Source organism: Streptomyces sp. NPDC058246, assembly GCF_042881985.1.
In the GTDB taxonomy this organism is placed as follows: Bacteria; Actinomycetota; Actinomycetes; order Streptomycetales; family Streptomycetaceae; genus Streptomyces.
Genome location: NZ_JBHVWZ010000040.1, coordinates 43293 through 57431, shown reverse-complemented (window position 1 = coordinate 57431; position 14139 = coordinate 43293). Strand labels below are relative to the sequence as shown.

Genomic DNA, 14139 nt, shown 5'->3' with positions numbered 1-14139 from the left:
GAACGTAATTCGGAGCTACCGTGACGCAGTCCCGAATAGCCCAATGGAATGTGCGGATCAGGCGGTACGGCAGCCGTGCGGCGGTCCCACAGCAGTCACACGGCGAAGCTTTTCCATTCTGATTCCGGGGAGGGTCGCGAAAGCTGACGCTGCATAGGAAATACACGGTTCCAGCACACAACCCCCGCATGCCCCTGTCGGGCCACGGGGGACACGAGCTTCTGGCATGAACTTCAGCAGGCCCAGAACGCGCGACGGCGAAGGGGCGAGCGATGGGGACGGACACCGCGCAGGCGACGGCGCGAACCGCACGGACCGATCGGCCGGGGCGGCTGGTCGTGGACTGGCTGACGACCACCGATCACAAGAAGATCGGGCACCTCTATCTGATCACGTCGTTCGTCTTCTTCCTGATCGGCGGCCTGATGGCGCTTCTGATGCGCGCCGAACTCGCCCGGCCCGGCCTGCAGATCGTGGACAACAACCAGTTCAACCAGCTGTTCACCCTGCACGGCACGATCATGCTGCTGCTCTTCGCGACCCCCACGTTCGCCGGGTTCGCCAACGAGATCATGCCGCTGCAGATCGGCTCCCCTGACGTCGCGTTCCCGCGTCTGAACATGCTGTCGTACTGGTTCTTCCTCTTCGGGGGCCTGATCGTGCTCGGCTCGCTGGTGGTACCCGACGGGCCCGCCGCCTTCGGCTGGTTCGCCTACGCCCCGCTCAACAGCCTGGAGCGGTCGCCGGGCATCGGCGCCGACATGTGGATCATGGGCCTCGCGCTGGCCGGCTTCGGCACGATCCTCGGCGCGGTCAACTTCATCACGACCATCGTCGGGATGCGCGCCCCGGGCATGACGATGTTCCGGCTGCCGATCTTCACCTGGAACACCCTGTTCACCTCGATCCTCATCCTCTTCGCGTTCCCGGTGCTCGCGGCGGCGCTGCTGGTCCTGGAGGCGGACCGGCGATTCGGATCGGTGGTGTTCGAGGCGGCCAACGGCGGGGCGCTGCTGTGGCAGCACCTGTTCTGGTTCTTCGGCCATCCCGAGGTCTACATCATCGCGCTGCCGTTCTTCGGGATCATCACCGAGATCCTGCCGGTCTTCAGCCGGAAGCCGATCTTCGGCTATCTCACACTGGTCGCCGCGACCATGGCGATCACCGGTCTCTCGATCGTCGTATGGGCGCATCACATGTTCGCGACCGGCGCGGTGCTGCTGCCGTACTTCTCCTTCATGTCGTTCCTGATCGCCGTGCCCACGGGGGTGAAGTTCTTCAACTGGTCCGGCACGATGCTCAAAGGGTCCCTGTCCTTCGAGACACCCATGCTCTGGGCGACGGGCTTCCTGGTGTCGTTCCTCTTCGGCGGCCTGACGGGCGTGATCCTGGCCTCGCCGCCACTCGACTTCCACGTCACCGACTCGTACTTCGTGGTCGCCCATTTCCACTACGTCGTCTTCGGCACGGTCGTCTTCGCGACCTTCGGCGGCTTCTACTTCTGGTGGCCCAAGTTCACCGGCAAGATGCTCGACGAGCGGCTCGGCAAGATCCAGTTCTGGACGCTGTTCGTCGGCTTCCACACCACGTTCCTGGTGCAGCACTGGCTGGGCGCCGAGGGCATGCCGCGCCGGTACGCGGACTATCTGGCCGCCGACGGCTTCACCGCGCTCAACACGGTCTCCACGATCGGCGCCTTCCTGCTGGGCATCTCGACCCTGCCGTTCCTCTACAACATCTGGAAGACCGCCAGGTACGGCGCGAAGGTCGAGGTCGACGATCCCTGGGGCTTCGGCCGCTCCCTGGAGTGGGCGACCTCGTGTCCGCCGCCACGGCACAACTTCGTCACCCTGCCCCGGATCCGCTCCGAGTCCCCGGCGTTCGACCTGCACCATCCGGAGTACGCGCCGATCGGCCCGAAGCCCGCTCCAGCGTCCGGGACAGCCGGTCCCGCGCCGTCCTGATCGCCTCGGTCAGCTCGGTGGGTTCGAGGATCTCGAACTCGAAGCCCATCAGCATCACGTGAATGACCATCACGTCGAGGCTCGCCGCTCCGGTGCGCAGAATGCAGCTGCGCCTCCCCTCGGCCTCCAGGGTGCCGGCGGAGGGCGAGATCTTCTCGGCGGCCTCCTCCAGGGGCACGAGCAGCCGGACGACCGCATGTGAGGCGTACGCGCGCGTGGAGACACCTTGGGAGACGTACGCCGCCAGATCCTCGGCCGGGGGCTCACGGTGCGGGAAGCGCGGCCCGTGCGGCGGCCTGGGCGTGATGCGGTCCACCCGGAACGTACGCCAGTCGTCGCGGTCGACGTCCCAGGCCACCAGGTACCAGCGGCGCTCGGTGCACACGAGGCGGTGCGGTTCGACGGTACGGCGCGAGGTGGCACCCTCGTGGCCGCGGTACTCGAAACGCAGTCGCTCGGAGTCGCGGCACAGGTTGGCGAGTTCGGTGAGGACGGCGGGGTCGACGGCGGCGGGCTCAGGGCCGCGCAGCATCGGCACGGTGAAGGCGTTGAGGGCGCCCACGCGGCGGCGGAGCCGGCTCGGCAGCACCTGCTCCAGCTTGGCGAGGGCACGGACGGAGGTCTCGCCGATGCCCTCGATGCCCTGCCCGGCGGCGGTGCGCAGTCCGACCGCCACGGCCACCGCCTCGTCGTCGTCAAGGAGCAGCGGGGGCAGCTCGGCTCCGGCACCGAGCTGGTAGCCGCCGCCCGTGCCCGGGCTGGCGTTCACGGGGTAGCCCAGCTCACGGAGCCGGTCCACGTCGCGCCGTACCGTCCTCGGGCTGACGCCGAGCCGCTCCGCCAGGTCCGGCCCGGACCACTCCCGGTGAGCCTGCAGCAGCGAGAGCAGCCGCAGCAACCGTGCCGATGTCTCCAACATGGCCCGAGTCTGCCACCGCTTGCGGACAGTTGCTGTCCGCAAGCTTGTGGGTTCACTCCTGGCTGCGGCTGGGTGGGGGTGGTGGGAGCCTGTCGCGCAGTTCCCCGCGCCCCTTCGGGGGCACGGGGAAACTCACGGTCGGTACGACAGCTGCGGCACCTCGAAGCAGGTGGAGTTCATGTCACCTTGGGAGACCCACCCTTGGCCGTCCTCCCAGCGGGCCACCGACAGACACGCCCGACGCGTCTTCGGCGGCTCGGACAGCCGCTCGTACATGACGGGGACGAGCAGCCCATCGGCGGTGTAGGGCTCACCCCGGTTCATGAAGCCGTCGACGCACGCGCGCGTGACGCCCCCGCCCGCACAGGACTTCGCCGCGTCGGTGAACCACATCGCCGCGGCCCACCCCTCCACCTGCCACTGGGAGTGCGACGACAGCCCCTTGGTGGCGTCCCGGAACTCCCGGACAGCCGGATCACCCGTGTCCTCGTAGTCACGGCTGGACCCGGTGGCCCACAAAGCGTTGCGGCACCGCGGCGCGTCCTTGTAGTCCTCGGGAACGGTGGACGTCCAGTTCTGCACATTGGTGACCTTCGCGATGACCTCGGCCCCGACCTCGTCCATGGCCTTGCACAGCTGGGCGTTGCCATGTGTGTCGATGGCGTCGAAGACGAGATCGGCGCCCTGGTCCTTCAGGTCGGCCGCCGCGGCACGGAAGTTGGGCAGGGCGAAGTCCACCTGCTCGGTGACCACCTTGTAGCCCTCGGCCTTCAGTCCCTGGGTGACGAGCCGGGCGTAGGCGGCGGACGCGGACTGGTTGTAGGAGACGACGGCGGCGGTACGGGCACCCTGCACGCGCTTGAAGTAGCGGTAGACCTCGGTGCCGCCGTACAGCTTCCCGTCCCAGCCGGGCTTGCCGTTCCTCGGCGCGAGGCTGCCGTAGATCCCGTACAGGTGCGGATACGTGTCGTACGCCGGACCGATCGGCTGACCCCCGATGTCGGGCACGCGCGCGTGGGACACCCGGTCGGCGCCCGCGTAGTCGAGGGCCGTCGTGGCGACGAGGGCCACGACCTTGTCCTCGTCGACGAGTCGGTGCACGCACTCGTTGTTGCCGACCCCGCTGCCGCCGTCGTCGCACAGGCGCACCTCGACCCGGCGCCCGTCGATGCCCCCGCGCGCGTTGAGCCGGTCGAAGTAGGCCTTCGCCCCGTCGCGCGGCCCGGTGAAGGCGGACCCGCCGACCGGGCTGGTGGCGCTGGTGATGATGCCGACGCGGATCGGGGCGGTACCCCCTTGCGGCGTGGGCGTGGACCGGTTCCCGAAGTCGCTCTCGGGCAGGCGGCTGCCGCAGGCCGTGCCCAGCAGGAGCAGCACGGCCAGGGCGGCCGACTCAGCAGCCGGGGCCGGGCGACGCATTGCCGCTCAACTGGACCAGCGCGCAGAGCGTCTTGACGGAGACCTTCCAGGTGCCGTCCTGTTCGACGGCCGTCCCGGAGGCGCCCGGCAGCGCGGTCGCGCCCTTCAGGGTGAGCGAGTACGTCACGTTCGCGCCGGCCGGCGAGGTGAACTCGACCTTCTCGACCTTCGCCTGCACCTCCTGGCCGCGCTTGTCGCCGTTGAAGCTCTGCAGGACCTTGGTCATCCGGTCGCCGTTCTCGAGGACGGCCTGCTTGTCCTTCTGCGGGACGGCCGGGTCGAAGAACTTCTCCCAGTTCTTCTTGACCTCCTGCTCTGCCGCCGCCGGATCGGACGGCGCCGTGGGACTGGGCTCGGCGCTGGTGGACCGCTGCGCGGAGGGGACGGGCGGTGCCGAACTCCCGCCGCCGCCGCTGTCGTCGCCGCACGCCGTGAGGGCCGCGGCAAGGACGAGGGCGACCACCGTCGCCGCCGCCGCTCCCCGGCCGTTCTCCCGCCTGAGGTCGCTCCCGAGAACCATCCTGGCTCACCACCGGGTGTCGGTCCGGGTCAACTGCGCCCGGAGCTTTCAGGGTCAGCTTCCAGAGGGCATAGTGCAAGTCCATCGGCGGACTTGGAAGACAGACAGACACACGACGTCTGGGAGCCCGGATGCGGACAGCTCGACTGCGGACCGTGCACCCCGCCCTGTGGGCCGGGTGGGCCGCGCTCGCCGGCGGAGCGGTGTTGTGCGTCATCGGCTGGTACGGCATCTCGGGCGAGCGGTACGTGGAGCGGCAGTTGCCCTATCTCGCGTCGTGCACGGTCCCCGGCGCCGCGCTGATCATCGCGGGCGCGGTGCTGCTCGCGCACGGCAGGAACGCGGCGGCGGCCTCGCGCGTGGAGGAGCTGTACGGGCTGCTCGTGGCGGCCGAGGCCGCCGGGGTGGACGAGTCGGGCCAGGCGGCCACCGTGCCCCTCGCCTCCAGCGGCGAACTGCTGATGGTGCCGGGGGGCACCCTGTGGCACCGCGCGGACTGCCCGCTGGTCGCGGGGAAACCGGAGGCCGTGCCGGTGGACTCCCGGGTGCTGGCGAGCGGGGAGTTGGGGCCGTGCCCCATCTGCGAACCGTCCGCCGCCGATCCGGGCGACTGATGGCCTCGCTGTCGTACGACCTCACCCTCGCCGGGCTGTCCGTCGGCGGTGCCGCCGCGCTCACCGGGATCGGACTGATCGTCACCCACCGCGCGACCGGCGTGCTCAACTTCGCGCACGGCGCGATCGCGATGGTGTGCGCGTATCTGCTGCGCCAGTTCACGGTCGAGTGGCGCTGGCCCCTCGCGCTCGGCGCCTCGGTGACGCTGCTGCTGGTGGCTCCGGCGATCGGCATGGCCCTGGAGCGATGCGTCTTTCGCCCCTTGTCGGTCCTCGGCGGCGATCCGGCACAGACGCTCGTCGCGTCCATCGGCGTCTTCGTGCTGCTGGTCGGCGGAGCCGCGCTGGTGTGGGGCACGGGAGCCCGCGCGGACGCGCCGACGCTGGTGTCGGCGGATCCCTGGGGGCAGTTGGCGGTGGCCGTCGCGCTGGCCGTGGCGGTCGGCGCCGTGACGCGGTGGACCCGCTTCGGCACGGAACTGCGGGCCGTCGTCGACGACCGTTCGCTCGCGGTGCTCGGCGGTATCGACGCGGACCGGGTGGCCGCGGCGGGGTGGGCCTTCGGCTCGTTCACGGCAGGCCTGACGGGCGTGCTGCTCGCGCCCTACGTGCGCCTGGATCCGTACGGCATGCCGCTGCTCGTCATGGAGGTGATGGCGGTGGCGGTGGCCGCCCGGATGCGCAGCCTCCCGGTCGCCGTCGTGGTGGCCCTCGGCATCGGGGTCGCCCAGAGCCAGCTGACGCGACTGCACCCCTCGGGCTGGGCCGAACCGCTGCTCCAGGCGGTCGGCGCGAACCTGTTCGTGGTCGCGCTGCTGATCGCGGCGCTCGTCCTCCCCGGCATCGGCAGCCGCGACGCGCTCCCGCGCACGGCGACGGCCCGCGTGGCGACGCCGCCGGGCGCGTGGATCGTCGCGGTCGTCCTCTTCCTGCTGCCCCTGGGCTTCGCGGGCTCCGACCTGCACACGTCGGTGCAGGTGCCCGCGCTCGGTGTCGTACTCCTGTCCCTGGTCGTCGTGACGGGGCGCGGCGGGCAGATCTCGCTCGGGCAGTCGGCGTACGCGGGTCTCGGCGCCCTCTTCACGGCGTTGCTGGCGGCGGGCCGCTTCCCCGGTCTGCCGCGTCTTCCCGAGCTGGCCGCGCTGGCGGTCGCCGTGCTCCTGGTGGCGCCGCTCGGCGTCCTGACCGGCCGGCCCGCCATCAGCCGGCACGGCCTGGCCCTCGCGCTGGCCACCTTCGCGGTGGGCGTGGGCGTCAGCCGCTTCGTCTTCGCCCAGCCGTACGCGACGTCGGGGCTGTCCCTCGACCGCCCGGCGGGCTTCCACGGCGACCGCGCGTACTACGTGCTCGAACTCGTCCTGCTCACCGTCGCGTTGCTGACGGCGCACGCCCTGCGCCGCGGCCGTACGGGCCGGGCTCTCGCCGCGATGCGCGATGACGAGTCGGGCGCCTCGGCGGCGGGTGTCCGCGTCCCCACCCTGAAACTGACCGCCTTCGTCGTGGGCGCCGCCCTGGCCGCGCTCGGCGGCGGCATGCTCGGCCTGGGCCTGCGCGCCTTCGACGCCACGGCGTACGACCCGGTCCGGGGGCTGCTCTGGTTCGCGGCGGTCGTCGTCCTCGGTGCCGACAGCGTCCTCGGCGCACTGGCCGCCGCGGCTCTCCTCGTGGGCCTCGACGCCGGCGCACGCGGCGGTGTGGCGGCCGCTCTGATCGGCGTACTGGCCGTCCTCGTCGGCCGCTTCCCCGGCGGCCCCTACGAAGCACTCCGCACAGCGGCCTCCCGACTGCGACTCCGCCGCCGGGCAGCCCTGACGCCCCTGGGGGCACGGGTCCGGCGCCAACTGCGCGCGGCGGAAGCGAGGAGAGCGGGCACGACCGCGAGGGCGGACACGGTGAGGAGCACGCCCGGCATCACGGGCCCGCCGACGCGCGCCACCACCTCCGTCCAAGAACCGGGCTCGCTCCCCGGCCCGCCGGACAGCACCGCTCCACCACCCGACAGCCCCGTGGCCCGACTGCCCGGGGGCACACCCCTCGGCCGACCGGACGGCGCGCAACGTGGCCGCACGGCACCGCCGGACCGCCGTACGCTACGCCCGCCCGCGGACGCCGCACCCCGGCCGGGCGCGCGGAGGACCCAACCTCTCACCGCCCGCCGACTACGCGTCGCCTACGGTGGATTCGTCGCCCTCGACGGGGTCTCCCTCGACATCCCGCCCGGCCGGGTCACCGCGCTCGTGGGGCCCAACGGCGCCGGGAAAAGCACCCTCTTCCACTGTCTCGCCGGAACGCTGCGCCCTTCGGGCGGGCAGGTGCAGCTCGGGGATCGGGACGTCACCCGGCTGGCCGCGCACGCGCGGACCCGGTTGGGGATCGCGCGGACCTTCCAGCAGCTGGCGGTCTTCCCCTCGTTGACAGTGGCCGAGAACGTTCGGGTGGGCGCCGAGCAGGGACGGGTCGCCGATCCGGGGGCCGCGGAGCGGGCGTTGCGGCTGTTCGGGCTCGACGGGCCGGTACGGGCGCTGCCCGCGGCGGGGCTGCCGACCGGGACGCTCCGGCGCGTCGAACTGGCCCGGGCGCTCGCCGGAAGTCCGCGCGTACTGCTGCTCGACGAACCCGCGGCCGGCCTCGACACCGCCGAAGTGACCGCGCTGGCCCGGGTGTTGCAGGCCCTCGCCGCCGACGGCATGGCCCTGCTCGTCGTCGAGCACGACCTCGACCTGGTCGCCGATCTGGCCCATACCGTCCATGTCATGGCCGCCGGGCGGATCGTCGCCTCCGGCCCCGCCGACCGCGTACTGGAGACGAGGTACGGCGGATGAGCATCGCCCTGCGCCACGCGCGCGTGCGCTACGGCCCCCTGGAAGCCCTGCACGGCGTGACCCTCGTCGCCCCGGACCCCGGCCTCACCGTGCTGCTGGGCCGCAACGGCTCCGGCCGTACGACCGTGCTGCGCGCCCTCGCCGGCACGGTGCGGCTGTCCGGCGGCGCCGTCGTCTGGGACGGCGCCGACGTGACCCGCCTGTCCGCGTACGAGCGCGCCCGGCGCGGACTGTGCCTCGTACCGGAGCGCCGGGCCGTCTTCGGCTCCCTCACCGTCCGCGAGAACCTGGAGCTGGCCGCGACCGACATCGCGACCGCCCTCGACGCCTACCCACAGTTGGAGCCCCTCCTCCCCCGCCGCGCCGGCACCCTCTCCGGCGGGGAGCAGCGCATGCTCGCGATCTCCCGCGCCCTGCCGGCACGCGCGCGCGTGGTGCTCGTCGACGAACCCGCGCAGGGCATGTCCCCGACGGTCGCGGCACGGACGTACGAAATCCTGAGCGGCCTCGACGCGTGCGTGGTGGTCGCGGAGCAGCGGCTGCCGCCCGGCCTGCGCGAGAGGGCGGGCCGGACGACGTACGTCCATGAACTGCGCCGTGGCGCGGTCGTGTTCAGCGGAGAGGCGGCCGAGCCGACCCGGGGGACGCGAGGGCCGGAGCGCCCCGGGAGACCAGGGGCGGCCCGAACCGGACGAGCTCCGAGCGCCGGGCGCCGCCGCCCGAACCCTTCGGGATGACGAGCAGCGTGCCCACGTTCAGCCGGTCCGGATGAGTGCCGACCATCTGCTTGTTGGCCTTGTAGAGCGCCTGCCAGCCGCCCTTGACCTGATACTTGCGGGCGATCGACGAGAGTGTCTCGCCGGCCTTCACCACATGCATGCGCCCCTCGAGTCGGTACTTCTTGGAACAGATCGGCCAGGCCTCCCACCCCTGGACGGCCAGCACCTCCTCGGCGACCTTGATCTGCTCCTCGCGCGTGGCGAGATCGGCGCGCGGGGCGTACGGGAGCCCACCGAACTCCTCCCAGGTGCGCTGCCAGAACTGCAACCCCCCGTAGAAGCCGTTCCCCGTGTTCGCGTTCCAGCGCCCGCTGCTCTCGCAGTCGGCGATGCAGGCCCAGGGCCACTGGTCCTTCACGCAGTCGTACGGCACCCGTACCGCCTGTGGGCCGGGAAGCGGGGGCGGTGGCGCGGCGGCCGCCCTCGGGGCGACGAGGACGGCCAGAGCGGCGGCGGCCGCGGCCGCGTACCGCATGAACTGGTTCGACACGAGGGACATCGGCCCACGCTAAGCAGGCCACCTCCCGCGCCCGTCGAGCCGCGCCCGGCGCGATCGGGGCCCCACCCGGTCGGAGGACCGGACGGAGCCCCTTGCCCGCCACCGGGAAGCCGGACCCGGACTCCGGTCAGGACTCAGGTACGGACTCAGTCCGGGCCGGGCTCAGGTCCGGACTCGGTTCCGGACTCGGTTCCGGACTCGGTTCCGGACTCAGATGTCGAGCCGCTGCCCGGGCACGATCAGGTCGGGATCACCGCCGATGACGGCCTTGTTGGCGGAGTAGAGCTCCCGCCAGGTCGTCCCGTGCCGCGCGGCGATGCCGCTCAGGGTGTCGCCGCTACGGACGGTGTAGTCGCCGCGGGACGCGCTGCGGTTGGTGTGGCCCGACGGACGTGCCGGCGCCTTCGACGGCTGCGACTTCGCGGGAGCCGACTCGGGTGTCGACTGCGCCGGGGCCGACTTGGGCGCCGACTTCGTGGCGGCCGATCCGCCCGCCGACCCGGCGCCCGAGGACGCCGGCGCGTTCCCGTACGCCCCGGCGCGTGCCGAACAGGTGGGCCACGCACCCCATCCCTGGGCGCTCTGGACCTTGGTGGCGACGGCGATCTGCGCGGACCGCGAGGCCTGGTCGGCGGTCGGCGCGTAGGCCGCGCCGCCGTACGCGCGCCAGGTGCCGGCGGAGAACTGGAGTCCTCCGTAGTAGCCGTTGCCGGTGTTGATGTGCCAGTTGCCGCCGCTCTCGCACTGGGCGATGCGGTCCCACACTCCACTGTCGGCCGCGGCGGCGTTGCCGGTCGCGGCGAGCAGTCCGAGCGGGGCGAGCAGTGCCGCCCCGGCGAGGACCGCCGTCGTACGAGCCTTGGTCGTCGTACCAGTCCTGGTCGTCGAACCAGCGTCGGCCGTCGCATCGGCCTTGGTCGTCGTACGAGCCTGCTGAGTGTTCTCGGCACATGCGGACATGTAGTTCCCTCTCGAAACACCCGGGGTCCCCCAAGGCGGGACGCGAGACCCTGCGCGTAGGACGCGGTCGTCGCGCTCCGCCCCGTCCGCCGGAGGTGGTGTTGCGAGCTGGCTTGGTTCGGCCGGCGGACGTGCCCGAGCGGTGCTCTTTGCACACGGCGGAGGAATCTATGGAGCTTGCCGCCCCGATATCAACCAACTCCTCGTCATTCGAGGCCAGTTCGCCGTTACCGCGGGTATCGTCGATTTTCCGCCACCCACTTCATTGGGTGATTTCCGGATTTGTCGACCTGTCACCCTGACGACCTGTGACTCACCTCACCGGCTCAACTTCCCTAGTGCTGCGTGAAGTTGACGTGGAGTGACGGATTCCGCAGGTGACCTCACCCTGCGCGTCGGATGGTTCGATTCCGTTCGCTCTCGAGCGTGACTCCGGCCACAGATCGCCCGTTGTCATCTTCATGAGCCGGGAACCCCCCGGGTTCATGGGCCGGGAGCCACCCGGCATCACCAAGCACCGCATCCCGAGGAGCCACCGTGCCGCGCATGCTCGACGTCAGCGACGACGTACGCGCCGAGATCGGCGACGAAGAAGCCGACCGCCTGCTCGCCGGAGAGAACACCCCGGGCAGTTACGACTGCACGTCCTGCCGCACCCCGGGCGACTCGGAACAGGAGCGCACCAGCACCGTCCTGTTCATCGGCGACGAGACCGCCGTCCTCGCCTTCGCCCACGCCACCTGCCTGCCCTCGCAGGTCGTGCAGGTCACCGAGGAACAACTGCAGGGCGCCGTCCGCTCGATCCACCCCGACGGCGCACCCGCCCCGGCCGCGCCCGAGCAGGCCGTGCTCGGTGTGACCAGCGGACTCGTCCTGATCAACGGCGATTTGCACCCGGCGCTCGTCGTCGAGCCGACCGGGCCGATCGTGCGCCCCGGCTCGACCGACGTCGGCGACGACTTCCTGCCCCTGCTGATCGAGCAGGGCTTCATGCCGGTGACCGAGCTGAACGCGGTGCCGCCGGTGTTGCACGGCTGGTCCGTGCTGCTCGCCATGGGTCAGCTGCACGCCGTGCTCCAGCCGGGCACCGGCGGCGGCTCCCCGGTCGCCTGGTGGCAGGCGCACCAGGCACTCCAGGTCGCCGACAGCTGGCGGGCGGCCGCCAACAAGCACCAGCAGGTGCTCCTGTTCGCCGCCCCGGTCGGCTCGATCGGCCGCCAGCCCCGCGAGGACCTGCTGCGCGACGCGCTGGACAAGGCGGCGGCCAACGGCAAGCTGGTCGCGGCCGCGATGCCGCTCGCGGGGACCTGAGCCGGGGTCCGGACGGGAGCCCGGACCGGAGTCCCGACCGGAGTCCCGACCGGAGTCCCGACCGGAGTCCCGGCCGGGGCCCGGAGCGGATCTCCCGACCGGAGGTCACGGCCGGAGCGAGCCCGGAGCCGGGAGCTCGGAGCCGGGAGCCCGGACCTCGGAGCCAGGAGCCCGGAATCCGAAAGTGCGCCGGGCACACTCCGGTTGACCTGCGAAAGCGACGTGGTGGCCGCATCCGTTGGGCGGCGGGGTCGTTGGCACGTACGTGCACAGCTATGACGTCCCTCGCCGCCAGCCCTTCCAGCCGATCGCTCCCCCAAGCTCTCAACTTCGTTCGAGCAGGGAGGTACCCCCGGCGCGACCGGCCCAGGATTCTCCGGGCGGCTCCTCGGCCACGCCGATCTACGACGCGCTCTACGCCGAGTGGGTCAGATCCTTCAGGGCGCTGCCCGGCGACCGGCACGGCGAAGACGACCTGGGCTTCGTGCCGTTCGGGAACCTCGGGCACGGCACGAACTCGTACGGCTCGTCGGGCTCGTACAACTCCTTCAGTTCGTACAGCGCGGGTGCGCACTCGGCACGCCACAGTGCCGCGCAGCACGGGCACACCGCGACGACGACCGCCATCTGGCAGCCGAGCGGGCGGCAGCACAGCACCGGGATGCACCACATCCCCGCCGCACTGCCGCCCGCACCACGCCGCGGGCTCTGACACGACAACGGGTAAGGGGCGGCTCCCAGAGGAGCCGCCCCTTACCCGTTCTCGCCTACCCGATCCCGCTACGTCACTTCTTCTTGGCGCCGCGCTTCTCGCGCACCCGCACCGAGATGTGGATCGGCGTGCCCTCGAAGCCGAACTGCTCGCGCAGCCGGCGCTCGATGAAGCGCCGGTAGCCGTGCTCGATGAAGCCGGAGGCGAACAGCACGAACCGCGGGGGCTTGGTGCCCGCCTGGGTGCCGAAGAGGATGCGGGGCTGCTTGCCGCCGCGGATCGGGTGCGGGTGGGCCGCGACCAGCTCGCCGAGGAAGGCGTTCAGCCGGCCGGTCGGGACGCGGGTCTCCCAGCCGTCCAGGGCCGTCTCGATCGCGGGGACGAGCTTCTCCATGTGCCGCCCGGTGCGCGCCGAGACGTTGACGCGGGGCGCCCACGCCACCTGGAGGAGCTCGGTCTCGATCTCGCGCTCCAGGTAGTAGCGGCGCTCCTCGTCGAGGGTGTCCCACTTGTTGAAGGCGAGGACGATCGCACGGCCCGCCTCGACGGCCATCGTGACGATGCGCTGGTCCTGGACGGAGATGCTCTCGGACGCGTCGATCAGGATGACCGCGACCTCGGCCTTCTCCACGGCCGCGGCCGTGCGCAGCGAGGCGTAGTAGTCGGCGCCCTGCTGGAGGTGGACGCGCTTGCGGATGCCCGCCGTGTCGACGAACTTCCAGGTGACACCGCCGAGCTCGATGAGCTCGTCGACCGGGTCGCGGGTGGTGCCCGCGACCTCGTTGACGACCACTCGCTCCTCGTTGGCCACCTTGTTGAGCAGCGAGGACTTGCCGACGTTCGGGCGGCCGATGAGGGCGATCCGGCGAGGGCCGCCGACCGCGGTGCCGAAGGTCTGCGCCGGGGCCTCGGGCAGCGCCTCCAGGACGGCGTCCAGCATGTCGCCGGTGCCGCGGCCGTGCAGCGCGGAGACAGGGTGGGGCTCGCCGAGACCGAGGGCCCAGAGGTACGAGGCGTCGGCCTCGCCGCTCGGGCCGTCGACCTTGTTGGCGCACAGCACCACGGGCTTGCCGGCCTTGCGCAGCAGTCGTACGACCGCTTCGTCGGTGTCGGTGGCGCCGACCTTGGCATCCACGACGAAGACGACCGCGTCGGCCGCCTCGATCGCGTACTCGGCCTGCGCGGCGACGGAGGCGTCGATTCCGAGGACGTCCTGCTCCCAGCCGCCGGTGTCGACGAGCTTGAAGCGGCGGCCCGCCCACTCGGCCTCGTAGGTGACACGGTCGCGGGTGACGCCCGGCTTGTCCTCGACGACCGCCTCACGGCGGCCGATGATGCGGTTCACCAGGGTCGACTTGCCGACGTTGGGGCGGCCGACGACGGCGAGGACGGGGAGCGGGCCGTGGCCCGCCTCCTCGATCGCGCCCTCGACGTCCTCGATGTCGAAGCCCTCTTCCGCGGCGAGCTCCATGAACTCCGCGTACTCGGCATCGCCAAGCGCCCCGTGGTCGTGCTCTGCCGAGCCCTCGGGCTGGATGTCGTCGTTCATGAAGTCCGTACCTCGTCGTTCATCGTGGTGATCGGTGGACCGCCCGCATATCGGGTGATCCACTACTCAAG

The 14139-nt window shown here is 71.6% G+C and carries 11 protein-coding genes and 1 pseudogene; 6 read left to right on the top strand and 6 right to left on the bottom strand.

Annotated elements, in window-relative coordinates; translation table 11 throughout:
- Positions 1-272 precede the first annotated feature (272 nt).
- Positions 273-1964, top strand: a complete 1692-nt coding sequence (gene ctaD, locus ACFVXA_RS36395; RefSeq protein WP_362030840.1) for a cytochrome c oxidase subunit I — start codon at positions 273-275, stop codon at positions 1962-1964.
- On the opposite strand, the gene ACFVXA_RS36390 is transcribed toward ctaD, so the two are convergent.
- The 3 genes from ACFVXA_RS36390 to ACFVXA_RS36380 all read right to left on the bottom strand — a co-directional run bounded on the left by ACFVXA_RS36390 (position 1846) and on the right by ACFVXA_RS36380 (position 4822).
- Entirely contained in the window at positions 1846-2883 is a 1038-nt protein-coding gene (locus ACFVXA_RS36390; protein WP_383747286.1) for a helix-turn-helix transcriptional regulator, read from the bottom strand. The genes ctaD and ACFVXA_RS36390 overlap by 119 nt on opposite strands.
- A 132-nt stretch (positions 2884-3015) precedes the next feature.
- The gene (locus tag ACFVXA_RS36385) at positions 3016-4302 is read right to left on the bottom strand and encodes an ABC transporter substrate-binding protein (protein ID WP_389757805.1); all 1287 of its coding nucleotides are present in this window, start codon (positions 4300-4302) and stop codon (positions 3016-3018) included.
- Entirely contained in the window at positions 4277-4822 is a 546-nt protein-coding gene (locus ACFVXA_RS36380) for a hypothetical protein (protein ID WP_383911061.1), read from the bottom strand. Before ACFVXA_RS36380 ends, ACFVXA_RS36385 begins: the two co-directional genes overlap by 26 nt.
- Before the next feature lie 131 nt (positions 4823-4953).
- Between ACFVXA_RS36380 and ACFVXA_RS36375 the strand changes: the two genes are divergently transcribed.
- The 3 genes from ACFVXA_RS36375 to ACFVXA_RS36365 are packed head-to-tail and all read left to right on the top strand — an operon-like array spanning position 4954 to position 8995.
- Positions 4954-5436: a hypothetical protein gene (locus tag ACFVXA_RS36375; RefSeq protein ID WP_383747281.1), complete on the top strand. Its 483-nt coding sequence runs from the start codon at positions 4954-4956 to the stop codon at positions 5434-5436.
- A complete protein-coding gene (locus tag ACFVXA_RS36370) occupies positions 5436-8258 on the top strand; it encodes an ATP-binding cassette domain-containing protein (protein ID WP_390028353.1) in 2823 nt (940 codons plus the stop codon). Before ACFVXA_RS36375 ends, ACFVXA_RS36370 begins: the two co-directional genes overlap by 1 nt.
- On the top strand, positions 8255-8995 hold the full coding sequence (locus ACFVXA_RS36365; RefSeq protein ID WP_390028340.1) for an ABC transporter ATP-binding protein: 741 nt from the start codon (positions 8255-8257) through the stop codon (positions 8993-8995). Before ACFVXA_RS36370 ends, ACFVXA_RS36365 begins: the two co-directional genes overlap by 4 nt.
- Positions 8996-9047: 52 nt before the next feature.
- Here ACFVXA_RS36365 and ACFVXA_RS36360 read toward each other — a convergent pair.
- Together ACFVXA_RS36360 and ACFVXA_RS36355 are read right to left on the bottom strand one after the other, a co-directional pair.
- Positions 9048-9512, bottom strand: a pseudogene (locus tag ACFVXA_RS36360) (transglycosylase family protein); the annotation flags it as partial.
- A 234-nt stretch (positions 9513-9746) separates the two neighbouring features.
- A complete protein-coding gene (locus tag ACFVXA_RS36355) occupies positions 9747-10496 on the bottom strand; it encodes a transglycosylase family protein (protein WP_362030852.1) in 750 nt (249 codons plus the stop codon).
- Positions 10497-11033: 537 nt separating this feature from the next.
- Between ACFVXA_RS36355 and ACFVXA_RS36350 the strand changes: the two genes are divergently transcribed.
- Together ACFVXA_RS36350 and ACFVXA_RS36345 are read left to right on the top strand one after the other, a co-directional pair.
- Positions 11034-11807, top strand: a complete 774-nt coding sequence (locus ACFVXA_RS36350; protein WP_362030854.1) for a hypothetical protein — start codon at positions 11034-11036, stop codon at positions 11805-11807.
- 265 nt (positions 11808-12072) lie between these two features.
- Complete coding sequence (locus ACFVXA_RS36345) at positions 12073-12519, top strand: hypothetical protein (protein WP_362030856.1); 447 nt, start codon at positions 12073-12075, stop codon at positions 12517-12519.
- Positions 12520-12592: 73 nt separating this feature from the next.
- On the opposite strand, the gene der is transcribed toward ACFVXA_RS36345, so the two are convergent.
- Complete coding sequence (gene der, locus ACFVXA_RS36340) at positions 12593-14068, bottom strand: ribosome biogenesis GTPase Der (protein ID WP_362030858.1); 1476 nt, start codon at positions 14066-14068, stop codon at positions 12593-12595.
- Between the last annotated feature and the right edge of the window lie 71 nt (positions 14069-14139).

Coding starts and splice junctions, on each gene's coding strand:
- ctaD (WP_362030840.1), top strand. CDS start 273: ATGGGGACGGACACCGCGCAGGCGACGGCGCGAACCGCACGGACCGAT.
- ACFVXA_RS36390 (WP_383747286.1), bottom strand. CDS start 2,883: ATGTTGGAGACATCGGCACGGTTGCTGCGGCTGCTCTCGCTGCTGCAG.
- ACFVXA_RS36385 (WP_389757805.1), bottom strand. CDS start 4,302: ATGCGTCGCCCGGCCCCGGCTGCTGAGTCGGCCGCCCTGGCCGTGCTG.
- ACFVXA_RS36380 (WP_383911061.1), bottom strand. CDS start 4,822: ATGGTTCTCGGGAGCGACCTCAGGCGGGAGAACGGCCGGGGAGCGGCG.
- ACFVXA_RS36375 (WP_383747281.1), top strand. CDS start 4,954: ATGCGGACAGCTCGACTGCGGACCGTGCACCCCGCCCTGTGGGCCGGG.
- ACFVXA_RS36370 (WP_390028353.1), top strand. CDS start 5,436: ATGGCCTCGCTGTCGTACGACCTCACCCTCGCCGGGCTGTCCGTCGGC.
- ACFVXA_RS36365 (WP_390028340.1), top strand. CDS start 8,255: ATGAGCATCGCCCTGCGCCACGCGCGCGTGCGCTACGGCCCCCTGGAA.
- ACFVXA_RS36355 (WP_362030852.1), bottom strand. CDS start 10,496: ATGTCCGCATGTGCCGAGAACACTCAGCAGGCTCGTACGACGACCAAG.
- der (WP_362030858.1), bottom strand. CDS start 14,068: ATGAACGACGACATCCAGCCCGAGGGCTCGGCAGAGCACGACCACGGG.